The organism is Methanolobus halotolerans (assembly GCF_004745425.1).
Classification (GTDB): domain Archaea; phylum Halobacteriota; class Methanosarcinia; order Methanosarcinales; family Methanosarcinaceae; genus Methanolobus; species Methanolobus halotolerans.
Map to the genome: position 1 here is coordinate 204,910 of NZ_PGGK01000002.1, position 25,833 is coordinate 230,742.

General features: G+C 45.7%; 29 protein-coding genes. 10 read left to right on the forward strand and 19 right to left on the reverse strand.

The window, feature by feature from the left end; genetic code table 11:
* Nucleotides 1-59 precede the first annotated feature (59 nt).
* Nucleotides 60-2,144, forward strand: coding sequence for a PAS domain S-box protein (locus CUN85_RS02665; RefSeq protein WP_135388719.1), 2,085 nt, complete (start codon nucleotides 60-62; stop codon nucleotides 2,142-2,144).
* A gap of 28 nt (nucleotides 2,145-2,172) precedes the next feature.
* On the opposite strand, the gene CUN85_RS02670 is transcribed toward CUN85_RS02665, so the two are convergent.
* The 10 genes from CUN85_RS02670 to CUN85_RS02715 all read right to left on the reverse strand — a co-directional run bounded on the left by CUN85_RS02670 (nucleotide 2,173) and on the right by CUN85_RS02715 (nucleotide 11,626).
* Entirely contained in the window at nucleotides 2,173-2,724 is a 552-nt protein-coding gene (locus tag CUN85_RS02670; protein WP_135388896.1) for an adenylate kinase family protein, read from the reverse strand.
* Nucleotides 2,725-2,748: 24 nt separating this feature from the next.
* Nucleotides 2,749-3,336, reverse strand: coding sequence for an anthranilate synthase component II (locus CUN85_RS02675; RefSeq protein WP_135388721.1), 588 nt, complete (start codon nucleotides 3,334-3,336; stop codon nucleotides 2,749-2,751).
* Nucleotides 3,336-4,907 carry an anthranilate synthase component I gene (gene trpE, locus CUN85_RS02680; RefSeq protein ID WP_135388723.1) on the reverse strand — a complete coding sequence of 524 codons (1,572 nt, stop codon included), beginning with the start codon at nucleotides 4,905-4,907 and terminating at the stop codon, nucleotides 3,336-3,338. Before trpE ends, CUN85_RS02675 begins: the two co-directional genes overlap by 1 nt.
* Nucleotides 4,900-5,577, reverse strand: a complete 678-nt coding sequence (locus tag CUN85_RS02685) for a phosphoribosylanthranilate isomerase (RefSeq protein WP_135388725.1) — start codon at nucleotides 5,575-5,577, stop codon at nucleotides 4,900-4,902. Before CUN85_RS02685 ends, trpE begins: the two co-directional genes overlap by 8 nt.
* Complete coding sequence (gene trpD / locus CUN85_RS02690) at nucleotides 5,531-6,592, reverse strand: anthranilate phosphoribosyltransferase (protein WP_135388727.1); 1,062 nt, start codon at nucleotides 6,590-6,592, stop codon at nucleotides 5,531-5,533. Before trpD ends, CUN85_RS02685 begins: the two co-directional genes overlap by 47 nt.
* 180 nt (nucleotides 6,593-6,772) lie before the next feature.
* Nucleotides 6,773-7,078, reverse strand: coding sequence for a FeoC-like transcriptional regulator (locus CUN85_RS02695; protein ID WP_135388729.1), 306 nt, complete (start codon nucleotides 7,076-7,078; stop codon nucleotides 6,773-6,775).
* Nucleotides 7,078-7,536 (reverse strand): hypothetical protein, encoded by a 459-nt coding sequence (locus CUN85_RS02700; protein WP_135388731.1) that lies wholly within the window; start codon nucleotides 7,534-7,536, stop codon nucleotides 7,078-7,080. The genes CUN85_RS02695 and CUN85_RS02700 overlap by 1 nt, the downstream gene beginning before the upstream one ends.
* 25 nt (nucleotides 7,537-7,561) lie before the next feature.
* Nucleotides 7,562-9,583: a ferrous iron transport protein B gene (gene feoB / locus CUN85_RS02705; RefSeq protein ID WP_135388733.1), complete on the reverse strand. Its 2,022-nt coding sequence runs from the start codon at nucleotides 9,581-9,583 to the stop codon at nucleotides 7,562-7,564.
* Between the two features lie 32 nt (nucleotides 9,584-9,615).
* Complete coding sequence (locus CUN85_RS02710; protein ID WP_167848767.1) at nucleotides 9,616-9,879, reverse strand: FeoA family protein; 264 nt, start codon at nucleotides 9,877-9,879, stop codon at nucleotides 9,616-9,618.
* Nucleotides 9,880-10,138: 259 nt separating this feature from the next.
* Nucleotides 10,139-11,626, reverse strand: coding sequence for a cobyric acid synthase (locus CUN85_RS02715; protein ID WP_135388735.1), 1,488 nt, complete (start codon nucleotides 11,624-11,626; stop codon nucleotides 10,139-10,141).
* A gap of 118 nt (nucleotides 11,627-11,744) precedes the next feature.
* On the opposite strand from CUN85_RS02715, the gene cbiT reads away from it, so the two are divergent.
* Genes cbiT through CUN85_RS02750 form a run of 7 tightly spaced genes read left to right on the forward strand, consistent with a single transcriptional unit; the run spans nucleotide 11,745 to nucleotide 16,023 of the window.
* On the forward strand, nucleotides 11,745-12,314 hold the full coding sequence (cbiT, locus tag CUN85_RS02720; protein WP_135388737.1) for a precorrin-6Y C5,15-methyltransferase (decarboxylating) subunit CbiT: 570 nt from the start codon (nucleotides 11,745-11,747) through the stop codon (nucleotides 12,312-12,314).
* Between the two features lie 2 nt (nucleotides 12,315-12,316).
* Nucleotides 12,317-12,928, forward strand: a complete 612-nt coding sequence (locus CUN85_RS02725) for a cobalt-factor II C(20)-methyltransferase (protein ID WP_135388739.1) — start codon at nucleotides 12,317-12,319, stop codon at nucleotides 12,926-12,928.
* Nucleotides 12,929-12,945: 17 nt separating this feature from the next.
* Nucleotides 12,946-13,689 carry a cobalt-precorrin-4/precorrin-4 C(11)-methyltransferase gene (locus tag CUN85_RS02730; protein WP_135388741.1) on the forward strand — a complete coding sequence of 248 codons (744 nt, stop codon included), beginning with the start codon at nucleotides 12,946-12,948 and terminating at the stop codon, nucleotides 13,687-13,689.
* A 20-nt stretch (nucleotides 13,690-13,709) separates the two neighbouring features.
* Nucleotides 13,710-14,198 (forward strand): cobalamin biosynthesis protein CbiG, encoded by a 489-nt coding sequence (locus CUN85_RS02735; RefSeq protein ID WP_235856161.1) that lies wholly within the window; start codon nucleotides 13,710-13,712, stop codon nucleotides 14,196-14,198.
* Entirely contained in the window at nucleotides 14,195-14,548 is a 354-nt protein-coding gene (locus CUN85_RS02740; protein WP_135388743.1) for a cobalamin biosynthesis protein, read from the forward strand. Before CUN85_RS02735 ends, CUN85_RS02740 begins: the two co-directional genes overlap by 4 nt.
* Nucleotides 14,517-15,314, forward strand: coding sequence for a precorrin-3B C(17)-methyltransferase (gene cobJ, locus CUN85_RS02745; RefSeq protein ID WP_135388745.1), 798 nt, complete (start codon nucleotides 14,517-14,519; stop codon nucleotides 15,312-15,314). The genes CUN85_RS02740 and cobJ overlap by 32 nt, the downstream gene beginning before the upstream one ends.
* Nucleotides 15,304-16,023: a precorrin-8X methylmutase gene (locus CUN85_RS02750; protein WP_135388747.1), complete on the forward strand. Its 720-nt coding sequence runs from the start codon at nucleotides 15,304-15,306 to the stop codon at nucleotides 16,021-16,023. Before cobJ ends, CUN85_RS02750 begins: the two co-directional genes overlap by 11 nt.
* Nucleotides 16,024-16,071: 48 nt before the next feature.
* Here CUN85_RS02750 and CUN85_RS02755 read toward each other — a convergent pair whose 3' ends face one another.
* The 7 genes from CUN85_RS02755 to CUN85_RS02785 all read right to left on the reverse strand — a co-directional run bounded on the left by CUN85_RS02755 (nucleotide 16,072) and on the right by CUN85_RS02785 (nucleotide 22,876).
* On the reverse strand, nucleotides 16,072-17,883 hold the full coding sequence (locus CUN85_RS02755; protein WP_135388749.1) for a hypothetical protein: 1,812 nt from the start codon (nucleotides 17,881-17,883) through the stop codon (nucleotides 16,072-16,074).
* 96 nt (nucleotides 17,884-17,979) lie between these two features.
* A complete protein-coding gene (locus CUN85_RS02760) occupies nucleotides 17,980-18,618 on the reverse strand; it encodes a cytochrome c biogenesis CcdA family protein (RefSeq protein WP_328591219.1) in 639 nt (212 codons plus the stop codon).
* Between the two features lie 34 nt (nucleotides 18,619-18,652).
* A complete protein-coding gene (locus CUN85_RS02765; RefSeq protein ID WP_135388753.1) occupies nucleotides 18,653-19,564 on the reverse strand; it encodes a thioredoxin family protein in 912 nt (303 codons plus the stop codon).
* Nucleotides 19,565-19,667: 103 nt separating this feature from the next.
* Nucleotides 19,668-20,351 (reverse strand): 2,5-diamino-6-(ribosylamino)-4(3H)-pyrimidinone 5'-phosphate reductase, encoded by a 684-nt coding sequence (locus CUN85_RS02770; protein ID WP_135388755.1) that lies wholly within the window; start codon nucleotides 20,349-20,351, stop codon nucleotides 19,668-19,670.
* Nucleotides 20,352-20,407: 56 nt separating this feature from the next.
* Nucleotides 20,408-21,262 (reverse strand): CBS domain-containing protein, encoded by an 855-nt coding sequence (locus CUN85_RS02775; protein ID WP_135388757.1) that lies wholly within the window; start codon nucleotides 21,260-21,262, stop codon nucleotides 20,408-20,410.
* A 15-nt stretch (nucleotides 21,263-21,277) separates the two neighbouring features.
* A complete protein-coding gene (locus CUN85_RS02780) occupies nucleotides 21,278-21,733 on the reverse strand; it encodes a universal stress protein (RefSeq protein ID WP_135388759.1) in 456 nt (151 codons plus the stop codon).
* A gap of 39 nt (nucleotides 21,734-21,772) precedes the next feature.
* On the reverse strand, nucleotides 21,773-22,876 hold the full coding sequence (locus CUN85_RS02785; protein WP_135388761.1) for an amidohydrolase family protein: 1,104 nt from the start codon (nucleotides 22,874-22,876) through the stop codon (nucleotides 21,773-21,775).
* A gap of 329 nt (nucleotides 22,877-23,205) precedes the next feature.
* Between CUN85_RS02785 and CUN85_RS02790 the strand changes: the two genes are divergently transcribed.
* Together CUN85_RS02790 and CUN85_RS02795 are read left to right on the forward strand one after the other, a co-directional pair.
* Nucleotides 23,206-23,532, forward strand: coding sequence for a DUF167 domain-containing protein (locus CUN85_RS02790; RefSeq protein ID WP_135388763.1), 327 nt, complete (start codon nucleotides 23,206-23,208; stop codon nucleotides 23,530-23,532).
* Between the two features lie 443 nt (nucleotides 23,533-23,975).
* On the forward strand, nucleotides 23,976-24,404 hold the full coding sequence (locus CUN85_RS02795) for a toprim domain-containing protein (protein ID WP_328591220.1): 429 nt from the start codon (nucleotides 23,976-23,978) through the stop codon (nucleotides 24,402-24,404).
* Between the two features lie 28 nt (nucleotides 24,405-24,432).
* On the opposite strand, the gene CUN85_RS02800 is transcribed toward CUN85_RS02795, so the two are convergent.
* Both CUN85_RS02800 and proC read right to left on the reverse strand, forming a co-directional pair.
* Nucleotides 24,433-24,813 carry a DUF356 domain-containing protein gene (locus CUN85_RS02800; RefSeq protein ID WP_135388767.1) on the reverse strand — a complete coding sequence of 127 codons (381 nt, stop codon included), beginning with the start codon at nucleotides 24,811-24,813 and terminating at the stop codon, nucleotides 24,433-24,435.
* A gap of 163 nt (nucleotides 24,814-24,976) precedes the next feature.
* Nucleotides 24,977-25,792, reverse strand: a complete 816-nt coding sequence (gene proC, locus CUN85_RS02805; RefSeq protein ID WP_205804331.1) for a pyrroline-5-carboxylate reductase — start codon at nucleotides 25,790-25,792, stop codon at nucleotides 24,977-24,979.
* Nucleotides 25,793-25,833: the final 41 nt, after the last annotated feature.

A 25,833-nucleotide genomic window follows, 5' to 3' on the forward strand; every position in this document is an offset into this window, starting at 1 on the left:
AAATGAGAAAGTATGACAGTACCAACAAAAAAGTTCTTTTTGCTTAGATCGGGGACTGAATGAATAACGAAGCACTTATCGGCATAATCAACAATGCAGCCCTCCTCCTTGCACTGGGACTACTGTATGATTCATTTTCCGACAAAATGAGTCACAACACTCATTTGAACAAGGTCGTTACAGGATCACTTATAGGTATTATTGGCATTGCCCTTATGTTCAATTCCTGGGAACTTTCACCAGGCATTGTTTTTGACAGCAGGTCCATTCTGCTTAGCATCACCGGGCTTTTCTTTGGTTTTATTCCTGTGATCATTGCCACACTTATAAGCTCTCTTTTCCGTATTTACACAGGTGGACCCGGAGTATTGACAGGTATCTCTGTCATTGTATCTTCTGCAGTTCTTGGACTATTATGGCGCCGCCATCATCAAAGACTTAAAGGGCTTCTTGGGAAGATGGAGCTCTACGTATTCGGAATCGTGGTGCATGCTTCTATGCTCCTCCTGATGTTCACACTACCACTGGAGACAGCTGTCGAAGTCTTAAGGAATATCACTATCCCGGTAATGGTAGTATATCCGATAGGGACAGTCCTGCTTGGAACCCTTCTTAAGCGGCAGATCGTCCGCAAAGAATCACGGTATGCAATCGAGGAAAGTGAAGCCAGGATCAAGCAAATATATGACAACGTGCCAGTGGGGATATTCAGTACCAGTTCCGGAGGAAGAACCCTCAGTGTAAATCAGGAGATGGCCAGGATCGTTGGATGTGATTCCCCTGAAGAGGCAATAAAGTATTTCACGGATATTGGAAAGCAACTTTATGCCGATCCTGAAAGACGTAAGGAATTCATTGATCAGCTAAACAAAAACGGGCATGTCGAGAATTTCGAATATGAGGCTCATCGCAGGGATGGTAAGCATTTATGGCTTCTTATGAATGCAAAAATAAGCAAGGTAAATGATGATTTGGTAATCGATGGATTCACCATGGACATTACCGAACGCAAGATGGCAGACTTCAGGATAAACGAAAGTGAAGAAAGGTTCCGTGCCACATTTGAGCAGGCTGCGGTAGGGATGTGCCAGGCAACCATGGAAGGAGACCTTGTCCGTGTTAACCAGCGTTTCTCCAATATTACAGGTTATCCTATCGAAGAACTGATGAGCATCAACTTCAAAGACATCACATATCCGGAAGACCTGCCTGAGGAGCTGGAGCTTGTAGAAAGGATATTTCAGGGAAAAGTAAATAGTTATTCCGTTGAGAAAAGATATCTGCACAAGAACGGGAGCTTAATGTGGGTGAATGTTACCGTATCCCTGATCAATTCCCCTGAAGAGAAAAAGAATTATTTCCTTGCTGTGGTCGAGGATATAGGTGACCGCAGGGAAGCAGATGAACAGATGTTGCGTGCAAGGTTAGCTGCTGAAGAAGCTAATCGCTATAAGAATGAATTGCTGGCAAATGTAAATCACGAACTCAGAACTCCGCTAAGTTCAATCATCGGTTTTACGGACATCATTCTCTCCGACATGTCAGATAACCTGGATCAAAAGCAGAAGAAGTACCTCACTCTCGTAAACCATAGTGGGAAACTACTTTTGAAGATCATATGTAAAATGCTGGACATCTCCAGGATAGAATCGGGAGGTATGGACCTTCGTTTCGAGAAATTCCACATACATCCGACAATTGAAGGGGTCATACAGGAAACAAGACCAATGGCTGCTATTAAGAACATCATCGTCAACGTTGATATGGATGGCACCCATGAAATTACCGCGGATAAAGGCAAGATCAAGGCTATCATCTACAACCTCCTTGAGAATTCCCTGAAATTCACTCCTGCAAATGGGGAAGTAGTTATCATAATCAGGAACATAGGAAGCAATATACAGGTATCAATTACTGACAACGGCATCGGCATACTGGAGAAGGACAGGGAGAGAATATTCGATCCTTTCGTGCAGGTTGACGGTTCTTCTACCCGCAGGCAGGGAGGCACAGGACTTGGGCTCATGCTTGTCAGGGAATATGTATCCATGCACAATGGAGATATTCAGGTAGAAAGCGAATATGGTAAAGGTAGTACGTTTACCTTCACAATTCCCACACATCCTGATATCCTGCAGGATTGAGGTTATCTTAGAACCGATTATTTCCGGATCAATCGAAGAACGCTTCACTCCAGTCAACAGAACCAGGTTTGTATCGCAAGTGCATTTCTTGCTCCCCGTCCTTGAGAAGTCCTTCTACTATATCATCCACAATTGCGACGGTTTCTTCAACCGACATATCCGTAGTATCGATCTCAAAGACTCTTTCACACCACTCCACGGATTCGACAAGGATAACATCCAGTGCTTCAGCATCCAGATTCTCCTCTATCTTCTCCACAGAATAGCCCCTCTTTGCAAGTCTTTCCCTAAGCGTATAGGGATTCGTTCTCAGTACAATGACATTATCAGCAATATAATGAGAAAGGTGACTGTCCAGCAAGGTTACGGGATAACTGTTACTGATCAGCTCCTTTACCCTTTTTTCCACAACATCCATGTCGGCAACAACACAGTCCCTCTCCTGATCGACTTCTGAGTAAAGCCCCTCTTTCCTGATGAGCTCATTGAGGTGAATTATGTGATATTGCCGTTTCCTTTCCAGCAGCCTTGTTACAGCAGTCTTTCCTGTGCCGGGAGTCCCGGTGATTCCCACAAGCATAACTCTCAAAAGGACTTCAAGTGCTTAATTCTTATGCATGCCTGCAATTTTCAGGAAGTTCTCGATGATCATCAGGCCTTCACCGGTGAGTATCGATTCCGGATGGAACTGGAGTCCGTAAACCGGGTGTTCCCCATGCTCTACTGCCATGATTATATCGTCTTCAGTTCTTGCTGTAACTCTCATGCCATCTGCAAGTTCTTTTATTTCAAGGGAATGATAACGCCCCCCTTTGAAGGTATCCGGCACTCCATTGAAAAGTGGTGATGTACTATGAGTTATCTCAGATGTCTTCCCATGGACAGGACCGCTCTTTGCATGTCCGATGCTGCCGCCAAATGCCGTATTTACTGCCTGGTGCCCGAGGCATACCCCAAGTACAGGGACATCAGGTCCGAATTCTCTGATAATATCAATGCATGTGCCTATGTCCCGGACTTTGTGGGGAGTGCCGGGACCTGGCGAGATTATGATGGCATCCGGGGAAATTGACCTGACCTCCTCAAGAGAGATCGTGTTAGAGACCACGAGCGTGTCCGGTTCGAACATGGAGACATAGTCTACCAGGTTCCATACGAAGGAATCCTTGTTGTTAATGAACAGTACCTTCATTATTTGCCCCCTATAGCTTTGATCATTGCAGCCATTTTCCTTTCGGTCTCCTCGAATTCATAAGCCGGATCGGAGTCTGCAACAATACCTGCACCTGCCTGAACGTATGCAGTATTGTCTTTTATGAGCACAGTCCTGATGACTATGGCAAAATCGGCATCTCCGTTCCAGGAATAGTAACCTACGCCTCCTCCATATATCCCCCGCGATCCCGGCTCAAGATCATCTATAATCTCCATGGCTCTTATCTTGGGAGCTCCGGAAAGCGTCCCTGCGGGGAAGATGGCCCTTGTTGCATCGAACTGATCACATTCATCCCGCATATCCCCACTGACAGTACTTTCGATATGTTGTACATGGGAATATTTGATGACACTCATCAAGTCATCGACCTTGACTGTTCCGCCCTTTGCAACCATCCTCACATCATTGCGCCCGAGATCTACTAGCATGACATGTTCTGCACACTCTTTCTCATCGTTGAGCATTTTCACTGCAAATTCCCTGTCCTCTTCATCATCCTTGCCCCGGGGACAGGTACCTGCAATGGGATTGGTCATGACTCTCTTATCGTAGACGGTCATCAGAGTCTCAGGACTGGCACCCACGATACCGATGTCCCTGAAATTGAATATGTACATGTAAGGACTCGGGTTGATGTTCCTCAACCTTATATAGAGCTGCAGGGGTGTCTGGCCCATCTTAACAGTATATCTTCTGGATATGACGACCTGGAAGATATCCCCGTCAATGATATGCTGTTTTGCAGCCAGTACCCCTTTTTCAAACGTTTCCTGGTCTGTATTGGGTACAGGCTCCTCCGATCGTACATTTCCCAGTGTGCCTTCACTGATTCCTATAACAGATGCCATGTTCAGGGAGCGTTCCATCAGCCGGGCATCTGCATAAGCATGTTCATAGACAGCATCAAGGTCACTTTCATCCGTTACAAACGGTGTTATGACCATGTATGTTTCATTGGTTACGTGATCAAATACAAAGGTCTTTGTCATGATGGCAAAGTGCATGTCAGGGACTTCTGCATCTTGTTTTTTTTTCATGCCCAACCATGAATCATATACAAAATCGTAGCTGTTATATCCTATTGCTCCTCCAAGGAAGGTCTGCCTGTCAAAACGTTTCCGGTTCAGAAGAACCGTCTCATTGCTTGTAGGGAAAATAGCACGGAACGCATCGAGGGCATCCTTTCCCTTTTCAACTTCCACCCTTATTTTCCCGCCTATGAGTGACTCGGTCTCGCCCATAGCCTTTACCTTCCCGTAGATGTACCTCGTGAGCTCAGAGTTCTGCTGACATTCTATTGTCAGGAACCTGTCTTTGATTGATACGACTATCTCAGGATCAGAACCTGCAAATGAGTACCTTGCATGTTTCTTTTCCTTTTCTACTGACTCAAGCAGGTACGAATGACCTGCGTTTTGCAGGGTCGCGTACAGCTGAAGGGGACTGCAGATATTCTCAACCTTTGCCATCAGCTGTACAATGGCAGGTTTTTGTGCTCCCCTGACCAGGGATATGAACTCTTCTTTATTAAGATCGAAATTAACCATTAATACACCTTGCTTCTCTTACAAACCTGCAAACCTTAGCAGGATCCTTTTTTCCACCGGTTTCGACCCCGGATGCCGTATCAACTCCGAACGGCCGGACCTTTTCAACTGCACTCCTGACGTTTTCCGGATTGAGCCCGCCTGCAAGTATTACCGGCATATCCATACTTTCTATTATATCCCTGCTCAATGACCAGTTGTGGGTAAGTCCTGTTCCCCCGCTCATCCCGGCCTTGCCGGTGTCCAGCAGGATACCGTCTACCAGATCGTTTTCAACCAACTTATCCATCTGTGAGATCATTTCCTTCGCTATGACCGATGTACCCAAAGGTATAGTGAAAGTTTTAATTATACTCTTGCTGGTATTGTCCCTTATGAGCCCCATGTCCTCAACGTCAATATCGTTGTGTAACTGGACTACATCAGGTTCTGCTTTCTCTATTAACCGAAGTGCTTCGCACCCGTCAGATGGCATGATGACAAGCACCGAGTCAACGAAAAGTGGTACTTTATTTACAAGTCCGGCTGCTGTCCGCACATCTATTTTCCTTGAAGAATCCACTGGCACCTCAGTAATGAAACCAACAGCATCAGCACCGCAGTTCACAGCCATTTTTATGTCTTCAGCACATTTCATACCGCATATCTTCACTTTTGGCAGATGTTTCATTTATTGCCTCACAGATGCCTTTGTCATCGCTAAACTCCATGAGTTTCTCCATTGCCTTCCCACTGTCGATTATTTCCTCTACTACAGGAATGGCTTCTTTAATGGAACTAACCTTGCCTGCAAGGTACAGGACTGCAGCGGAGTTGATAACTATTATATCTCTCTTCGGACCTTTCTCGCCCCTGAGCACATAGAGGATATCCTTTGCATTCTCTTTTGGGGTACCACCAACTATATCCGTTGCCTTTGCCCTCTTAATGCCAAGTTCTTCCGGGTCAAGGGTGTAAGTCCTGATCCTGCCGTCCTTAAGTTCTGCGACACAGGTCTCCGAGATGCTGGAGATCTCATCCATGCCATCCCCGTGGACTACCATTGCTCTTTCTACCCCCATCTTCTGCATGACCTCGGCAAGAGGTTTGCACAGTTTCTTATCAAAGACCCCTACAAGTTGCACTTTAGCATTTGCAGGGTTTGTAAGCGGCCCGAGTATGTTGAATACGGTCCGCGTACCCATCTCCTGCCTTATAGCTGCAACCCTCTTCATTGAAGGATGGAATACAGGAGCAAACATGAATCCGATACCAGTGGTTTCGATCGTTCTTTGTACTTCCTCAGGTGATTTATCAACTTTTATGCCAAGCTCTTTTAGTACATCGGCACTTCCTGAAAGGGAAGTGATAGAACGGTTCCCATGTTTCGCAACAGCCACACCTGCTGCTGCAATGATGATTGAGGAAGCTGTTGAAACATTGATCGTATTGTGCCTGTCAGCACCCGTTCCCACCACATCGACCAGTGCTTCCTCTAAATCGGGATATATCAGGTTAGCTGCCTTTTTCATGCCGATAGCAAAACCTGCTATCTCGTCAGAAGTTTCGCCTTTCATTTTCAAGGCTATAAGCAGACCGGCGATCTGTGCATCCGTTGCTTCCGTGAAGATCTTTGTTATAGCATCCTCAGCTTCCTTTATTGTCAGGTTCTGCCCTTCACTTACTTTCTTGATATATGCCTTCATCCAAGCACCTTCTGAATCATTGATGTATATTATTGTACAATAATGATATAAAAGGTATCAACCCTATATAAACATATGGCCCCCCAATCCCTGCGTCATAAATTATAATGAACAGACACAGTGACTAAGCACTTCACAAAACAAGACTGAGAATTCCGCAAGGTGAAAAAGTATGCCTTTTCATGAAACCCTGCCACAGGCACTTCTCCCTTTTTCTGTGAGCCGGTAGGATCGCATACTCGCCAGTGAAAGGAAAGTTTTAGTACCTGTGCACAGATCAGAGCACCCCGAACACTTCCCGCCGCACATGGCAACTTCTTCTTTAATCTGCTCAAGATCCCCTTTTCGTTCCATTATGCTTAATAGGTCCCTGAACTCATTTTGTCTCAGGTTGAGCTTTTCTGCCATAGTCCCCACAGTAAGTTTCTCCTTTGAATCCAGCATGGTGGATATCCTTCTTAAAAAGAAATTGTAACCGATGACCATTATACTTCCTCCCTGACCGATATCCCGTTGGAAGAGAAACGGCCCTTCCAAGAGAATGCAGCCATAAGTGAAAGAAGACCCAGATAGATACCCGGCCTGAGGCTCTCCATAATGTTCCACCCTTCGTAATCCCCGGGTACAATAAAGGAATCAAGCAGGTTACCCCCCATTATCAGGAGATATACAGCCATAAAAATGATAGACAGTAAAATCCCCACATAAGCGAAGGACATGCCGGCTTTTATGCCTCTTCTCATTTCAAGGAGACCATACAGAAAAACCATGCCTATTACCGCAAGGCAGAAACCTCCAAGTATGTCCGCCTGAACGAACAGCAAAGCTGCAAATCCTGTATCCGCCCCAAGGCCTTCTACTATGTGCAGGGTTCCGGAAATGACATACAGCACCCCTGCAAGTGCTGCAAACAAAGCTTCTTTCTTTTGATATGAATAATTCATTATAATTTACCTCCTTTGTCAGACATCAGGACAGCAAACCTATCCTGCTACCGGTCTGGTAAACAAGGAACGCAAGTCCCCATGCAAGTCCGGTACCATAGAACAGCTGGAACAGTGTCCATTTCCAGGAACCGGTCTCTCTTTTGATTACGCCTATACATGCAAAGCATGGGACGTACAGCAGGACAAATACCATAAGTCCAAGCCCGACAAGAGGACTCATTGCACCTGCTGCAAGTATCCCGGCCAGGTTCTCTTCATTGGTTCCCGCACCGTAAAGCACTCCCATAGAACCTACAACGATCTCCTTTGCAACAACACCGAAAAGCAATGCCACTGCAATCCTCCAGTCAAATCCAAGTGGTGCGACAAGAGGCTCTATCAGCATACCGATGGCCCCCAGCAGGGAACTGGTAGTGCCATAGATATCCCCTGAAGCGAACTGTCCACCACTTCCCGGCACAGGAATGGATGCGAGCAGCCACACACCGACAACACCCAAAAGTATGATGCCTCCGGCTTTTTTGAGGTATATCTTCCCCCTTTCCCACATGTGGATAATGCCACTCCTGAGTGTGGGTATCCGATATTCGGGAAGCTCCATAATAAAAGGTGCATCCTCACCCCTCAGCACTGTGCCCCTCATAAGCTTTGCACTCAGCAACGCAACAAGTATTCCCAGGGCATAGAGGCTGAATATCACCACACCTGCATCTCTGCCAAAGAACGCGCCTGCCAGCAGTACATATACAGGAAGCCTTGCGCCGCACGATATGAACGGAGTGACAAGTATCGTGATCAACCTGTCCCTGCTGTCCTCAATGGTACGTGTGGCCATGATGGCAGGCACGTTGCATCCGAATCCCATGATAAGAGGTATGAAGGATTTTCCATGCAGGCCGATTCTGCTCATCACCCGGTCCATTATGAATGCCGCCCTTGAGATGTATCCGCTGTCCTCCATAATGGAAAGCATGAAGAAGAGCAGGAGAATGTTGGGAAGGAATATCAGAACAGAACCCACACCTGCAATAATGCCTTCCCCTATAAGAGAGGAAAGCCAGTCTGTGCTGATCAGGCTGACAGTAACTTCCCCAAGCCATGCAAAAAAGATATCTATCATGTTCATGAAGGGCGTGGCAAAGGTGAAGGTGACCTCGAATGCCGCCCACATCAAAGACAGGAAGATGGGTATTCCCAGATACTTGTTTGTCACCACACGGTCCACCATATCTGAACCGCTCAGGTGGGACGTATTGATATCACACACCTGTCTGAGCATGAATTGTATGGTGCCATACCTCTGGTCGGCTATCCTCGATTCAAAACTGTCAGGGTCGAGATTGTCCAGTACATTCTTTATTTTGGGGTAGCTTTCACTTCCCCGGGCTTTTCTTAATATATTTTCGTCCCCCTCCAGCAACTTCAGGCTGAACCAGCGGGACGGATAATGTGCAAAGTAAGGGTCCTTCTCAAGTATCATTTCAAGCTCTTCTGCCCTTACCTCGATATCTTCCTCATAGTCGAATGTATTTCCATACACCCTTTTATCCGAAGATCGTTCTATGATCGTATCAAGAAGTCCGTGGATTCCGTTCCCGGTGCTGCCTATCGTGGATACAACAGGGACCTCAAGGTACTCCTGCATCTTCGCTTCATCGATGTGAACCCCCTTTGAAAGAACAAGGTCTGACATATTTAATGCTATAACAAGCTTTACACCCAGCTCCATAAGCTGTGTGGTCAGGTACAGGTTCCTTTCAAGATTTGTACCATCAACCACCTGGACAACAATATCAGGTTTCTCCTCAATGATGAAGTCCCTTGCTACGATCTCATCCAGAGAATAGGCTGTCAGGCTATAGGTCCCCGGCAGGTCCACGACCTCCATCTCAACATCTGAGTGGACCCTTTTTCCCATCTTCTTTTCCACTGTGACACCGGGCCAGTTACCAACATGCTGTTTTGACCCTGTGATCGCATTGAATATAGAGGTCTTACCGACATTGGGATTTCCTGCAAGTGCTACAATTATTTTTTCTGCCATGATGCTGCCCTTCTCCTACCTTCTCCTATTATTTACTCCGGCACCTGTTCAGGGGCTTCCACAAGAATGGTCCGGGCCTCTTTTTTCCGCAGAGAGAGATTATAACCTTTAAGTTTGAACTCCACCGGGTCTCCAAGCGGGGCCCTGCGTATGACCTCAACTCTTGTACCGGGAGTCAGTCCCATGTCAAGTATCCTTTTTCTGGAAGATTTCTGCCCGATCACCTTCAGTACCTTCACGGATATTTCAGGTTCTATGAGATCCAATGTCATTTCATCCGGTCTTCTTTCATCCATTATATGTCACCTTTAAGTATTGTTACATATTGTAGTATTGCCTACAATAACTAATCTAGTATAAATTAATTTCCCATGGCTTTTTTAAGTAGCCTGCTATATACAGTGTAACCATGCAAACTAAAAAAAAGAAGACCTGAATAGGTCAATAGGCTTTAAGCGAAAAATAATGGTTGTTTTTATGGATCAAAAAGAAAAAAAAGGAAAAATAAATAATTAAAGGAGCCTGTAAGCAATTTCCTGCAGACAGGATAGTAAGTTAAGCCTGCTCCTCTATTATCTCATATATCCGTTTCATATCCAGGCAGCTTTCAACAACCTCTGCAAGCTCATTATATGCTTCTTCCTCGGTGGTCACGGCTTCGGGATGGTACTCCACACCCTTTTTCTCAGCCAGGTATATCATAAGGGCATGCCTGATATTCTCATTCCCGAAGAGACCATGCAGGTATGTGCCAACTACAGTACCACTCTCATCGATGCTGCCATCATCACCGAAAACCGTCCGGGGAGTCTTTGTAGCACCCATGTGGATCTCATAGCCCCATATCTCATCACCTTTGATATGCCTGAAGATAGGACCCCCAGCAACAATATCTTTGCGGACCTGGACGGTCTTTTTCTTGTATTCACCAAAGGATGTCTCGATATCCAGCAAGCCAAGACCTTCATAGTCCGCTTCGACACCATTCTCTATTCCGGAGTCATGGATCACCTTGCCAAGCATCTGGTAACCGCCGCAAATGCCGAAGACGACCGCCTTTCCTTTGAGCTTGCGTATCTGAGCATCCATACCGCTCTCTTTCAGGTCAAGCAGGTCACTTACCGTATTCTTGGTACCGGGTATTATGACACAATCAGGATTTCCTAGGTGATCGTCAAGGTCCACATACCTGACATGAGCGATCCTCTCAAGAGGTTCGAAATCAGTGAAATTAGATATCCTTGGCAGACGAATGACAGCAATATCAACGTCATTGATGTGCTCTTCATCCGCCTTCATCCTCTTCTTCTTCCTTATAGCCATGGAATCTTCGGAAGGGATCTTCAGGTTATAGTAAGGCAGCACGCCAAGTACAGGCACCCCAGTCAGTTCTTCAAGTTGTCTGAGACCGGGTTCAAGTATCGCAGGATCGCCCCTGAATTTGTTGATCACAAACCCTTTGAGATTGCAGCCTACATCTTCGGGTAGCAGGGCCTGTGTTCCGTAAAGACTTGCGAAAACACCTCCTGACTCGATGTCACCCACCAGGATGATGGGAGCATCAGTGATTCGAGCGGTTCCGACGTTTACGATATCACGATCATAGAGGTTAATCTCCGCGGCCCCTCCTGCCCCTTCCATTACAATCAGCTCGTACCCGGATTCGAGCCTTTCCAGGGCTCCCCTGAGCACATCGTGCATTTCTTCGATGGAATCGTAATAGTTGCCTGCGGATTTGTCAGCATATGGTTCTCCCAGAACTATTACCTGTGAAGTCCTATCACCCTTGGGTTTTAACAGGACAGGGTTCATATCGGCCGTTGGCTCCACACCAGCTGCCTTTGCCTGTATTGCCTGGGCTATACCGATCTCCTTCCCATCCTTTGTTATCCACGAGTTCAGACTCATGTTCTGGGCCTTAAAAGGTGCAACCTTGTACTTTCTGGAAAGGATCCTGCAAAGTCCGGTGACCATTATACTTTTCCCGACATCCGATGCGGTACCAAGAACCAATAATTTCTTCGCTTTTTTGCCATTTGCCATTTACAACAACCCTTAGATCAGAACTGTATAAATCGTACAATAATGCAACAGTTTTATGAGGGACAAGTTATATCTACTTAACTCCAATAACTCAAATTTATCTTAGTTAAGGTGGAACATGACAGAACTTTTGCGTGTAAGTGGCGGACCTACAAAACCCGAGATAATTGCAGTATCCCTATCTAAACTTGATTTAAGTGACGGGAGCAGTTTCTTTGACATAGGTTGTGGTACAGGAGCTGTATCGATCGAAGCTAACAGGATGGTACGTAACCTGGAGATACATGCCATCGACGCCAGGGAAGAGGCCATCGAAGTTGCAAGACGCAATTTTGAGTCCTTCAATGTTGATAACGCGACCATTCATTCAGGAGAATCCTCTGAGATACTTGAAAAGCAGCCGAAGGGTAGCATTGATTGCGCCTTTATCGGCGGCACCAAGAACATCTCCCGGGTGCTGGAGGTCCTGGCTGAGAAGAAGGTAGGTAGTGTAGTTGTCAATGCGGTCAGGATCGAAACAGTCGTAAATGTAATAAACAAGATGAAAGAACTTGGCTTATTCGATGAGGTACTGCATTTAATTGTTTCACGTGGTGCACCCCTGACAGGCGAGACAATGTTCAAACCGGAAAATCCGGTATACATGATCGTTGGCAGGTCAGGTGCAAAAAAATATAATGGTGATTGAAAATGCTTGTTGGAGTAGGACTTGGACCCGGTGACCCGGAACTTTTGACACTTAAAGCTGTTGAGACCCTGAAAAAAGCATATAAGGTTTATGTTCCCGGCCGACTTGCGGCCGATCTTGTGGCACCCTATGCAGATGCGGATATCCTGGAATTCCCTATGCTGACAGATTACGAGGTACTCAACGCCATATGGAAGAAGAACGCGGATATGCTCGCGGAAGAATCCCGGAATAACCTTGTGGTTTTCGGCCTGATCGGCGACCCTAACTTTTTTTCAACATTCACTCACTTAAAACGCGTAATGAAAAAATTCTATCCGGATGTTGAAATGACAACAATTCCGGGAATCAGCTCGATAACATCATTTGCCGCACAGACAGGTGCTGAGGTGGATTCCTCTTTTGAGGTAAGCGATGGTTCAGAGAGCCAGTACAAGATAAGGTTGAAGGCCAGCAGGCCCCGGGAAATAATCAGCTCTTTTGAAAAGGAAGGTTATAATAAGTTCACTTTTGCTGAACGACTCTTCAGCCAGAATGAGCTTATAATCACAGAAAAAGAGAAGATACCCGAGAAGGGAAACTATTTCAGTATAATCTTTGCAGAAAAAGAATAAGCACAGGGAGAATCCAGATGACGGACAAGAAAGTTCATTTCGTAGGGTCAGGCCCGGGAAACGCTAAGTATATAACCGTAATGGGAAAAGAGCTTCTTGAGGGGGCAGACCTTGTAATATATGCGGGCTCCCTTGTGAATCCTGAAGTGCTCGGTTACTCGACAGGGGAAAAGATAGACAGCTATGGCCTTACACTCGATGAGACCAACAAGCTCATTGTTGATAATCTCGAAGCAGGTAAAAAAGTAGTCAGATTACACAGTGGCGACCCCTCTCTCTATGGCTCCATTGTCGAACAGATAGAGGAACTTAAGAAGTTCGATGTTGAGGTCGAGATAATACCCGGTGTCTCCTCGGTGTTTGCAACCGCAGCAGCCTTGCAGACCCAGCTTACACTCAACGATGTGTCAGAAACACTGATAATCACACGCCCGGCAGGTAAGACACTTGATAAGGACCAGATCAAGGAACTTTCCAGACATAATGCGACCATGGCAGTCTTCCTGGGAACCCAGAAGATTGAGGAGATAATGGAAAAGGTGGAATATACACCTGACACCCCGGTTGCAGTGGTATTCCATGCATCGTGGCCTGACCAGAAGATAATAAAGGGCACTGTTGCAGACATTGCAGGCAAGGTCAAGGCAGCAGGTATCAAGCGCTCCGCAATGATACTTATCGGCGGGGTTGTTGAGCCTGTAGAATATGGTAATTTCGGGAGGTCTTACCTATACGGAGTGGCACAAGAACCGTTGTCATAACCTTTGAGAGAAATCTTGAGGTGGCACAGCGCCTGGCAGGACATCTGAATGCTGATGTCCTGATGTATAATAAGAGCGTCTTCAAAAAGGCCTTCGAGGAATATGATGCTATTGTGGCTGTGTTTGCCACAGGTATTGTGGTACGGGAGATTGCGCCGCTCATCGAGGATAAATGGAAGGACCCCGCGGTCATTGTGGTGGATTCGAACATGAATTTCGCTATCCCCCTGCTTGGCGGACATCATGGTGGCAATGAAGTTGTCAGGAAGATAGCCGAGATCGGCCCCATTCCAGTCGTCACAACGGCTACCGAGGTTCATAACAGGAATTCAGTGGAAGGCATTGCCAGATCGCTTGGTTGTAACATTGTTAACAAACCCTCTACCGTACAGGTGAACTGCGCCCTGCTTGATGAGGATGTGGAGGTCCTTGAGATAAAGGGTCCCAAAATAGTCATTGTAGGAAACGATGTGTCGGTCCTTAAAAAGGAAAAGGCTGAAAACGCATGATCATAGGTATCGGAGCCCGGAGGGGTATCAACAGCCAGGAGGCCGTCGACGCGATAAACAACGCACTTGTCGAAGCAGGCAGGAGCATCGCTGAAGTGGAGGGGCTGGCATCTGCGAAATTAAAAGAAAACGAGGCAGGCTTGCATGATGCGGCAAATATCCTCGGACTCAATATTACATTCATAGATCATGAAGTATTGAATAACTATGATACGCCGTCGGCTTCGCAGGCAAAACGCTTCGGGCTTACAGGAGTGGCAGAACCTGCTGCGCTGGCGTTGTCGGAAAAAAAGGAATTAATACTAAGGAAGAAGGTATATGGAAGGATCACAATCGCAATCGCAGAGTGAAGTAAAAGGAAAACTTTACATTATTGGCATAGGTCCGGGTTCTGTGGAACAGCTGACGGTCAGAGCAAGAGATGTTATCCTGAATTCAGATTATGTTGTAGGGAACGGCACATATCTTGACCAGATGGCAAGCCTGCTGGATAAACAGAAGATCGTGCGCAGCGCCATGGGTAAGGAAGTAGATCGTTCAAGCAAGGCAGTGGAACTTGCACAGGAAAATGTAGTTTCCATGATCAGTGGGGGAGATGCAAATGTTTACGGCATGGCAGGTCTTGTACTTGAGGTCGCAGAGCATGCAGACCTGAATGTCGAGATAGAGGTCCTTCCGGGTGTAACTGCCATCACTGCAGCTGCAAGTGTGCTTGGTGCGCCCATCGTGAACGACATGTGTACAGTAAGCCTGAGCGACCTTCTGACACCCTGGGAAGTCATTGAGAAAAGGCTGGATGCAGCAGCAGCAGCAGACTTTGTAATGTCACTGTACAACCCGAAAAGCCGCCAGCGCAAATCCAATTTCTCAAAGGCCATCGAGATCATCAGGCGCCATAAGGATGACTCCGTTCCTGTGGGTCTTGTTAAGAACGCCCTGAGGGATGAGGACCAGGATTACATCGTCACAACACTCGGCGAGGTAATGGACCACAATGACTGGGTGGACATGAGCACAACGATCCTCATCACAACAAATGATTCCCGCATATGGGATTCACCATACGGCAAGAGGATTATCACTCCAAGGGGGTATCATAGGAAATATGACTACTGAATCCAAAAAGACAGACGCAAGTATTGAAGAACTTGTGGAAATGACTACTGAGATCGATCCTGAACTTGTAGATATCTGCACCGACCTTGGATCACAGACCGATGAGGCCAAAGCCATCTACATGACCAGCCGCAACATCGCCCGCAAGCTTGTAGGAGACGAGACACTAGAAGATAAAATTAAACAGCGCTGTGTCACCTCTACAGGCGATCCTGCTGTCGCAGATATCATGCGTTTTGTGAATGATCCTATCAAAGCGGGTGTGGAAGCTATCAAAAAAGGTGCCCCTATTCTTGTTGATATCAACATGGTCAAAGCAGGGATTACCAAGAGAGGTCACAACTGCGAGATAATCTGTGTACTCGATAAGGATGAAAATGCAGAACTCGCCCGCAAATATGGTATTACAAGGACTGCAGCAGGTTTCCTCAAATGTAAAGACATACTTGAAGGTTCAATTGTCGCTATCGGCAATGCACCATCTGCCGCATTTGCAGTATGCAGGATGATCGAGCACGGCATCAAACCGGCTATCATTGTGGGTACACCTGTAGGCTTTGTCAATGCGGCAGAATCAAAAGAAGCTGTCAGGGACGTGCCGGTACCTTCGATCACATGTGTTGGAACACGTGGCGGAACACCAATGGCAGTTGCATGTGTCAATGAACTTGTTGCAATAGCAAATGAAGATGAATGTGTTATTGATTAAGCACATTCACCATTTCTAATATTTGTTCTTATTCTGGATATTTCTGATTCACTGTTTTCTTCTGCTACTCAAAATCAGTGAGCAGGTCAGCAAAGAAATTACCCCTATTACTACTGAGAAGCCCGGAGCCTGCCCATCCTGGCCTTGCGGGGCCATCTCCGCACTCTCTATTGCAGATAGGAAGTTATTACTGCCTGCTACAGTATAGTATCCTGAGCCAGGTGCCCTGTCATACAATGTTCGACTGAACTTATCAGGACTCAGATGAACCTGACCTACACCCGTTTTAACATCATCACCCGACAACCATTCCTTGGTCATGTCTGTCTGAGGGATATTGGCCCCATAGACCACCAGAGCAGTCTCAACAGCTATGTTCATATTACCATCGTCATTTCCTAGGAACACTGCAGGGATACTGAGGTGCATCTTGTCACCCTGCATGGTTACGAGATGTGAAACTTCTTTCACCCGGTATTCACCGTCATAGTATCCCATCATAGTGGCGGCCAGTTTGCCGTACATTAAACTGTAGGCAAGAGAGTAATCTTCCCTGCCGTCCTGGTCTGTGTCAAAGGAAATGGTTGTAATAGCACCGTCATCCAGACTCAGGCTGCTGTAGGTGATGGCCATCAGCATCTTATCTTCGGCAAATCCCGTTTCCACCGAAACTATCTCATCCCCGTCCTGCCCGAAACCTGTGGAATCGGAACTTGGGTCCATGAAGGTATTGCGGTCATTACCGTAACTAAGTAAAGATTTAACAGATCCGTCTGAAGTGTCTATGGCCCCCTTGCCGTTGTCAGGTATGCTTTCCATGTGACCTCCAAGAGGATCGTATATTGTAAAAGAATCAACTACAAGGTACATGCCACCGTCATCATTACCAAGAAGCGTCAGCGGAATTGTGAGGTACACCTTGTTCCCGGATACCCGGTACATGCCGTCGTTATAAGGCACTCCGAGAGACATAGTCGTTGTATCCGAATATCCTTCTTTTGCCAGTTCCGAATCTGCATTTATCATTCTGATGCCTGCATCCATACCTGTCAGGCTTCCTGCGGTGTACTCGATTACATAGTCGGCTCCGAACGTGGGAGGTACCTGCTCGGTGTTTGTAAATCCCGTTGCAAGCTGCTGATCTATATCTACATATACCCACCCGGTAATATCCTCCCCGTAAGAATAGGCACCGGGTTCCACATTACCAGCATAGCTTATCACAAGTTCAAGCACCCCGCTACCCACAGTCGCCTCAACATTCTCTATATCTGCCGCCGCACCGTCACCTATTGTATCAGATATGAGCACATTGCTAGAAGCCGAAACAGGCAGTTTTACCTCCCCTGTGCCTGTATCGATAACTCCGTAATCAGGTGCACGATCAAAATAAAGGGCTTTTACCATCTGGTCATGGACTGCAACGAAAACATCGGCACTGCCATCATCGTTTCCAAGCATCTCAAGGGGAAGTGTGATGGATATCGTATTACCCCATACCTGCATTGAACCGGTACCTATTGCATCATCGTTGAGCGTGGTCGTTATCATCGGCTCGGCATAGATTATACTCATATAACTGAACTGATAGACATAATCCGCCCCGTTCTCAACATACCCGGTCCGGGAATCCTGGTCCGTATCAATGAACACAGCCCCGTAAAAACTATAGTCCGTAACATCCTCGGCGCATAAAACATCTATATATAGGTTATTCCCATCGGTTGAGACATCTAATGAACTTATATCCGGGGAGGAGAAATCTCCCAATGGATCAGATAACTCTGCACCTGCAATCGAAACCATAAATACGATCAACAGCGAAATAATAATCGACGTGGCCAGCCTTTCTGATCCCATTGTATCACCAACAAACCCGTCTCTGTAAGATCTGATAATATAAGTGAGGAATAGCTCTTATTTAGCTTTTATGAAATCATTTTGCAAATTTAAGTTTCATAAGTAAACAATGTGATTGCTATACACCATCCACAGGCCTGCAAGTACAAGCACAAGTCCTGCAAGCTTTTTCAGCTTAATGTCATATCTTGATATTTCAGCCAGCCTTGCAGATGAAAACTTCGCAAAATATGCAATTAGCAACATAGGTACCGCAAAGCCTACTGAGTATACGAAAAGGTGCGTTGCTCCGTAAGCAATGTCTCCCTGAATGGCCACCGTCGTGAGTATTGCCCCGAGTATTGGTCCCACACACGGGATCCACAATATCCCCAGCGAAGCACCAACCAGCAATCCGCCAAGAACACCTTTTTTCTCAACATGCAGATTTCCGGCATGCCGGGCAAAGACGCCGAATAGTTCATAGTCCGCCAGCATCGAAAGTCCAAGTGCGATTATCAGGATTTCGGCCAGTATCCTGAAACCCTGGATATATGCCTGAAAGACCGCACCAAAGACAGACGCGGCCATTCCCATCAACGTGAATGAAAGGCTGAGCCCCAGAACAATGGCAAAGGGCCTGAACCTGCTCTGACCTGCAGAATAGGCCAGGATAACCGGCAGCAAAGGAAGCACACAAGGAGAAAGTATACTGATCACACCAGCAAAAAAAGATGCGATAGGATCCAATGTCAATGTATCAGTATTCATATTAACCCATATCTGCAGATTAAGACTTCTGCCGGGCCTCTATGGCTTTTTTAAGAGTTTGCACGAGAGGTTCTTTTTCGGCCGGTCCGAGGAACCTGGCACCATTCCTGTCATTGGTCGTTTGTCCGTCAGGCCTCATGTATACATATTGTCCGTTCTCGATATCCACAATGACGAAGGAATCAGGCACATAACCGGCTCCAAGCCAAACTGCAAGCTCGGCGCCTCTTCTTGTATCGATATACAGGACACGGGCTTGGCCCTGGTATTCGGTTGCGATCTCTTCCATGATAGGCTTCTGGGCAACACAGGCAGAACAGCTTTCAGAACCCACTTCCACAAGCACGGGTCCGGTTACCAAGGTCTGATTTATCTCCTCAAAACTGGTGACCTCCACCATTTCAGCTGGACTGGTTTCTTCCTCTTCGAAAAGATCAACTTCTCCCTGCCGGACTTCGATAGCCTGGTCAAGAGTTGCCGTAAGAGTCTCTTTCCGAGTCAGTCCGACAAACCTGGCACCATTCCTGTCGGTGGTATTTTGCCCATCGTCCCCCATGTATATATATTGACCATCCCTCATATCCACAATGACAAAGGAATCAGGCACATAGCCGACTCCAAATCGCATAGCTAAAGAACGGGCATTCCTTGTATCGACATACATGACACTGGCTTGGTCCTGGTACTCAGATGCAATTTCCTCCATTACAGCTTTCTGAGCAACGCAGGCAGAACAGCTTGCAGAACCTAATTCTACAAGCACAGGGCCACTTGCAAGTGCTTGATCGATCTGCTCAGGACTGCTGACTTCGATCAGACCTGCATATTCCTGAGTTGATGTATCAGCATCCGAACCGTTAATATCGACACAACCACTGAACAGGATTATCAGGATTACAAGAGATATTAATTGCAGGGTCATTCTGTTCATATTATTACCATTATTTTCTTAGGTATTATAGCTTCTTTTTACAAATATTTTTGCATGAATGTGGCTAAACCCCACAAAACCCAATGTCAAAAAAACAATCTTTTCAGTAACAAGGTAATACCTTCCATTTTAAAAGAATGCCTTCTTCCATACCTTCTGCTTCGAACAGATCGAGTCTCATTATTTCCTTTTCCGTAAAACCCTCACCATCCACAAAAGTAGGAGACGTATTTCCACCGATTATCAGGTTTCCAATAAAGGTATACACTTCATCAACAAGACCGTTTGACAACATTCCCCAGTTGAGGGTAGCTCCTCCTTCAACCATCAATCTGTTAATACCTGTTTTCCGGAGTTCTTCCATGGCTGCTGCAAGGTCCACTTTGTCCTCACCTGCAATGATTATTGTTGCAACATCCTCAAGCTGCCTGAGCTTTTCTGAAGATGCGGATCCGGAAACGATAACTATACGCCTGCCTTCCCCCTTTTTAAAGATATCAGCATCCAAAGGGATCTTTGCATTACTGTCGACTACAACTCTTACAGGGTTTTCCTCAAGTCCTGCCTGTTTACGCTCGATCTGCCTCTTTTCAGATTTTACCGTCAGGCTGGGGTCATCGGCAATTACAGTCCCGATGCCTACCATAACAGCATCCGAACCTGCCCGGAGCGCATCCACCCTGTCAAAGTCAAAACTTCCGGATATCTTTACCTGTTTTCTTTCTTTTGTGGATATCTTTCCGTCTGCCGACATTGCAGAATTGATGAATACAAAAGGCCTTTCCATAATAACTACTCCAGGTCGGGAAAAAAGAAATATGAACCTCCACAAAGGTTCAGTGATCAGCTGCCGTTGACGATTGCTTTTAACAGATTGCGGTCCTTTAACAGACCAAGGAACCGCTGGTTCGCATTTACGACAGGGATCTGGTCTATGTGGTTACGCTTCATCTTAAGCGCACATTCACTTACACCTGATATGTAAGCGGCTTTTACCAGATCGCTTACCATTATATCCCTTGCCGGAACCTCAGGCACTTTGACCCTTGAAACACTGTAATAAATGCTCATGGTATCCCTCATGGACTCCCATGTCCACTCATCATCATCAGCACCGTTGGACATGTCAGCCACTTCTACGGAGTCTTCGATGACACTTGCACTGATGATATCACGGTCAGTGATTATACCAACTACCTCAAGATCACTATCTATCACTGGAACAGCTTTGGACCTTGCAAGCTCCATGATCCTTGCCACAACGTTCAGAGGAGTATTTGTCCATACCGGTACGGACATCGGATTCATGTACTGACCCACATGGTCCGGGATGTTCATCTCTGCAAGGACTGCTACGATATCCGCCACGGAAATGATCCCCCGGAGTTTACCATCTTCGACAACAGGTAATCTCCTGATACCATTTTCAAGAAGCATCTTAGCTGCGATCGTTATATCTACATCCGGATCGATCGTCAGCGGGTTACGTGTCATTAACAAAGCCAACTGTTCCTCTTCGGGACTTTTTAGCAGATTTGCCCTGCTGACAATCCCAACAACTTTTCCGTCTTTTAGGACAGGCACACCGGAAACCCTCTTTTCCTTGAGTATTGAGTGGACCTCATCCCTTGAACCAGGCAATGTTGCATAAGCAACATCCGTCCTCATTATATCCATTACTTTAACATTCTTTGGCATCTTCAACCTCCATTACTATTGATCGGAGGATTTACCACGTACAACAAGTACGGGTACCTTGGAGTTTCTGATGACGTTCTCAGCGACACTACCAAGTAAAAAGTGGTCGAGCCCTCTCTTTCCAAGAGTTCCCATGACAATCAGATCCATTCCCTGCTCCTCTGCAAACTGAACAATTTCAGGACCGGGATGCCCTTCAAGGACAACTGATTCAAACAGGATAGATTGTTTTTCTGCCATCTCTCCTACGGATCTGGTTGTGTCCTTAGCTTCCTGTTCCAGAAGCTCATACATCATTTCCCACCCCGCATCCATTGGTATTGAAGCAAAAGCAGCAGTATCAACAACATATCCTGCATACAATTTAGCCCCACATGCCCTTGCAAGCTCCAGTGCATGCCGGACTGCCTTTTTGTTTTGCTCGGATCCATCTGTTGCAATAAAAATTTTCTTGTAGAGATCGCTCTTCATAATCCCTCACCTATGTGATAATATGTGATCATACGTACATTAAATTATTACAGATAGTATATCGTCAGGTCTCCCTCTTCTAACAATGCTGTTGATAGGGTTCTTTATTCCTGCGAGATTACTCGAATTCCCGTTAAGGATCATCACTTTAGCTTTGTTCCTTTCAATAATAGGACCTGCATTTTCCAGCCCTAATACTGGTGCTCCCATAAGCGTACACATAATAAATACTTGTCTGTCCTCCAGCCCAAAAACCTTTGACAGTAGTTCCATTTCAGAGAACATGTTAACTGAGTTGAGCATCACATTATCAGTCCCCACAGCGACATCAATCCCGGCCTTTAGCATGTCCCTCACAGGTGCCATACCAACCCCTGTAATGAAGTTGGAACGGGGGCAGATGACGACCGGTATGCCCTCATCAGCTACTTTCTTCAGATCGGCATTATCTGCCTGTGTCAGATGTATCAGAATATCAGGACTCAGCGAAAGTGCTTTTTCGACGTCGCTCCTGCTATTTTCCCCGGCATGGATAGCAAAGGTCTTGCGTTTTCTCTTTGCAACATCCCTTATATTTTCAAGGACTTGGATATCCATATCATTAGCTCCGCTCATACCAAGGCCATCCGCATCTGTGAGGATATTTTCAACTTCGATACGCAGTTCATCATCACTTGCATGGATGCTCTTCGGCCTTCCAAACATCCTGCACTCTATATCATAAACCCGAAGAGCTTCATGGAGTGCAAGTATTCCGGTCAAGCCACCTTCCCTGAAGTCAGAGAATGCACATGTCCCCGTCTGTATCATATCCATGACAGAATGTTTCATAGATTCCACTAGTTCAGAATATGGGGTCCTTTCCAATACCCTGTGTTTAAGCCCGTGAGGAGGCTGCACCAATGAACTAAGGTCCCTTTCTACATAACTGTCCACACACTTCCCAAGGATCGGATCTTTAATTACAGAGTCGCCTATATGAGTATGCGCATTCACAAAACATGGTGCTATGATATTGCCAGAACTTGTCTTCTCCTCTGCAACCTCAGTGATGATACCGTTCTTTATGACTATGTATCCTTCGATAACTTCCAGTTCCGGGCCGTAAAGGATTGTTCCGTGGAGGGTCTTTTCACTAACCATAGAATCTATACCTCTACTCACACCACTAGTATTAATCTTTATACATCTTCTTACAGTAGCAGCGATAAGTATATAAGCAAGATTCCACTTTAATCAAGTGCGTATTATTAGGTCCTTGCATGAGAAAATGGTAAAACCTATCTGTGATTGTACAGACAACCTCAATGCGCTACATCAGGATAATGCGATAAAAGCCTGTCACGAGGGAAACCGGGAAGGACAGCGGGAACCCCATAGGATGAACTCCCGGAGTTAGTGCGTCAGGCGACAGTATTATCTCACTTATTCTTCATATCGATTTTTAGAAATATAAAACCCTGAGCATTGATATGCCCTTTGAGGATGCACTAAAAAAGACTGAAGATGGCATCATAATAGATATAGATGTCACACCCGGTTCTAAGAAAACATGTATTCCCAGCGGATATAATCCATGGAGAAAAAGAATAGAGGTCAGGCTCTCGGAAAACGCTTTCAAGGGCAAGGCTAATGAACAGCTCATAGAGGTTTTTGCGTTTTTTTTCGGCCTGACTGCTTCAGAGGTCTGTATCATCAATGGCCGGAAAAGTACCAAAAAGTCAGTACTCCTGAAAGGCCTTGACCACGCGAAGGTTGTTTCCATTATAAAGGATGAACTGGACCTGCCGGAATGTTGATCTTTTAATGAATAATTTTGATTCCGGTCTAAAAATAGTAATTAGAGAATACTTTCACTCTGCTCGGAGTCCCTTAATATAAGCGAGAAACCATTTGTAGACTGAGGTGAAACAGATGGATGAATATTTTGAAAGTCTGGCAGCAAGAGCTGCTTATTATGAACAGTTCGAAGAATTCGTTCGCTATTACAAGTGATGGTATGCCGACCTCTGCCGTGAACTCCTCCTAATCCCGAAGCATTATGCTTTCATCGCGGCAGGGTCTATTACTTTCACTTGTTTTCCAGTTACTTATTTCCTGCTTACCTGTTGAATTTTTACAAATTCCAGTGGTCAGCTTTTAATGTATTGCTTCTAATTGTTCAAGAAGGTCATCAGTACCTATTACGATATCAAGGGACAGTAGAGAATTTATGTTCAGGAGCATAAGAGATCACCGATTTTTGAAAGCGCCACTTCATGTTTATCAGAACAGACTTGAGAATATTGAAGATATTATCGATGAACTGCTTCAGCTTACAGAAGAAGGAACGATTATCATAGTAGAGGGCAAAAGAGATGTCAGAGCACTTAATAAGCTGGGCATCGATGGCCACTTTGAGATGGCAACACATCATTCACTCTCAAATTTCTGTGAGAACATTGTAAACACCGGCAAGAATATAGTAATCCTGACAGACTGGGACAGGCGCGGAAACATACTTATGTCAGATCTTACAAAACATTTTCAATCCTTTGGTACAAACCCCGATGTAAGGATAAGAGAACGTTTGAGATCCATTGTCCAAAAAGAAATAAAAGATGTGGAAAGCCTGCCTACTTATGTCCTGAAACTAAGGCATATAACAGGGTCGTCCACATTTTTAGATTAATTAAGAATGTACATTAATAACTGACTGGTCAAAAAGTGTCGTTATGATGCTGCGGTTCCCACGTCCTTTCAAACTCAGGATAGAGTTCTGACTTGTCCATCAGTTCAGTATATACATCGTGCCTGGGGCTGACTATAACCACGTGAGCAGGCGGATGTATTTTTCTCAGTTTACTTATTGCCGCACCTGCGTTATTGTCAAGTTCAACAAGAGCGGCTGAATTGCACTTTGCCCTGAGCGGAACGCCGGCAACGCTTACCAGCAGATTGTCCGCGAAGTTTGGTTCAATGCGTTTTGGCTTGGAGGCGAACCTCATGTGCCCATAGTGTTCAAGGTCATGTAATGCAACATTCACTTTGTCCGGATTATCGCCCCGGATCACGGCAAAAGACTTTATTTCAATCCCCATTTTGATTTTATCCCCCTGTTGTTTTTACGCTAGTCTATTTCAATCCTCTTTCCATACCTCTCCACAGTAGCATAGAATGCTAGCTTAAATAATATTAAAACCTTGCGATATAATAAGCTTTTCTATATCAACAAGGAAAAAAATAATAAGAGAGATATTTATATCAGTTACCAAGTTCCTTTGAGCGATTGGAAGCAGCGATGACAGCATTCATGAAAGCAGCCCTAACTCCGCTTTCTTCAAGTACATGCACGCCCCTTATCGTCGTTCCTCCGGGCGAGGTAACCATGTCCTTTAGCTGGCCGGGATGCATCTCCGTCTCAAGTACCATCTTTGCGGCACCCATTACCGTCTGTGCTGCAAGTACTATTGCACTGCTCCTGTCAAGACCTTCAAAAACCCCACCATCTGCCATAGCCTCGATCACTGGGAAGATAAAGGCAGGTCCGCTTCCCGAAAGCCCGGTGACTGCATCCATAAGGTGCTCAGGTACTATCAGGGAGCTACCCACTGACCCGAATATAGCCAGAACAGCATCAGCATCCTCCACGGTTGCATTCTTACCAGGCGAGATTGCAGAAGCTGCTTCTGCAACTGTCGCAGCTATGTTCGGCATGACACGCACTACACGTGTACCTGGTTTGAGTTCGTTCTCAATTGCATCCAGCTGGACTCCTGCTGCAATGGATATAAGAAGTTTATCTGTAGTTACCTCTTCCCTTATATGGGAAAGAACCGATTTCAATATCTGCGGCTTCACAGCAAGGACAATTATATCGGTATCCCTGACCACATCCATGTTATCTGTTGATATGTTGATCCCAAACTCATCATGTAACTCGTTCAGATATGACTCGAAAACATCACTTGCATATATCTCGGATCCCGGGATCATTTCCGTGTCACATATCCCTTTTATCAACGAACTTCCCATCTTCCCTGTTCCAATAAAGCCAAGTTTCTTTCCATTCAAAACCATAATAACCACTTGATCCTGTCAAAAAATACAAAATAGAAAGG

Coding starts and splice junctions, on each gene's coding strand:
- CUN85_RS02710 (WP_167848767.1), bottom strand. CDS start 9,879: ATGGATGAAAGAAGACCGGATGAAATGACATTGGATCTCATAGAACCT.
- CUN85_RS02740 (WP_135388743.1), top strand. CDS start 14,195: ATGATCATAGGTATCGGAGCCCGGAGGGGTATCAACAGCCAGGAGGCC.
- CUN85_RS02675 (WP_135388721.1), bottom strand. CDS start 3,336: ATGAAGGTACTGTTCATTAACAACAAGGATTCCTTCGTATGGAACCTG.
- cbiT (WP_135388737.1), top strand. CDS start 11,745: ATGACAGAACTTTTGCGTGTAAGTGGCGGACCTACAAAACCCGAGATA.
- CUN85_RS02775 (WP_135388757.1), bottom strand. CDS start 21,262: ATGCCAAAGAATGTTAAAGTAATGGATATAATGAGGACGGATGTTGCT.
- CUN85_RS02755 (WP_135388749.1), bottom strand. CDS start 17,883: ATGGGATCAGAAAGGCTGGCCACGTCGATTATTATTTCGCTGTTGATC.
- proC (WP_205804331.1), bottom strand. CDS start 25,792: ATGGTTTTGAATGGAAAGAAACTTGGCTTTATTGGAACAGGGAAGATG.
- cobJ (WP_135388745.1), top strand. CDS start 14,517: ATGGAAGGATCACAATCGCAATCGCAGAGTGAAGTAAAAGGAAAACTT.
- CUN85_RS02800 (WP_135388767.1), bottom strand. CDS start 24,813: ATGGGGATTGAAATAAAGTCTTTTGCCGTGATCCGGGGCGATAATCCG.
- CUN85_RS02780 (WP_135388759.1), bottom strand. CDS start 21,733: ATGAAGAGCGATCTCTACAAGAAAATTTTTATTGCAACAGATGGATCC.
- CUN85_RS02765 (WP_135388753.1), bottom strand. CDS start 19,564: ATGAACAGAATGACCCTGCAATTAATATCTCTTGTAATCCTGATAATC.
- trpE (WP_135388723.1), bottom strand. CDS start 4,907: ATGGTTAATTTCGATCTTAATAAAGAAGAGTTCATATCCCTGGTCAGG.
- CUN85_RS02695 (WP_135388729.1), bottom strand. CDS start 7,078: ATGGTCATCGGTTACAATTTCTTTTTAAGAAGGATATCCACCATGCTG.
- CUN85_RS02670 (WP_135388896.1), bottom strand. CDS start 2,724: ATGCTTGTGGGAATCACCGGGACTCCCGGCACAGGAAAGACTGCTGTA.
- feoB (WP_135388733.1), bottom strand. CDS start 9,583: ATGGCAGAAAAAATAATTGTAGCACTTGCAGGAAATCCCAATGTCGGT.
- trpD (WP_135388727.1), bottom strand. CDS start 6,592: ATGAAGGCATATATCAAGAAAGTAAGTGAAGGGCAGAACCTGACAATA.
- CUN85_RS02750 (WP_135388747.1), top strand. CDS start 15,304: ATGACTACTGAATCCAAAAAGACAGACGCAAGTATTGAAGAACTTGTG.
- CUN85_RS02665 (WP_135388719.1), top strand. CDS start 60: ATGAATAACGAAGCACTTATCGGCATAATCAACAATGCAGCCCTCCTC.
- CUN85_RS02770 (WP_135388755.1), bottom strand. CDS start 20,351: ATGGAAAGGCCTTTTGTATTCATCAATTCTGCAATGTCGGCAGACGGA.
- CUN85_RS02685 (WP_135388725.1), bottom strand. CDS start 5,577: ATGAAACATCTGCCAAAAGTGAAGATATGCGGTATGAAATGTGCTGAA.
- CUN85_RS02715 (WP_135388735.1), bottom strand. CDS start 11,626: ATGGCAAATGGCAAAAAAGCGAAGAAATTATTGGTTCTTGGTACCGCA.
- CUN85_RS02785 (WP_135388761.1), bottom strand. CDS start 22,876: ATGGTTAGTGAAAAGACCCTCCACGGAACAATCCTTTACGGCCCGGAA.
- CUN85_RS02790 (WP_135388763.1), top strand. CDS start 23,206: ATGCCCTTTGAGGATGCACTAAAAAAGACTGAAGATGGCATCATAATA.
- CUN85_RS02730 (WP_135388741.1), top strand. CDS start 12,946: ATGACGGACAAGAAAGTTCATTTCGTAGGGTCAGGCCCGGGAAACGCT.
- CUN85_RS02725 (WP_135388739.1), top strand. CDS start 12,317: ATGCTTGTTGGAGTAGGACTTGGACCCGGTGACCCGGAACTTTTGACA.
- CUN85_RS02700 (WP_135388731.1), bottom strand. CDS start 7,536: ATGAATTATTCATATCAAAAGAAAGAAGCTTTGTTTGCAGCACTTGCA.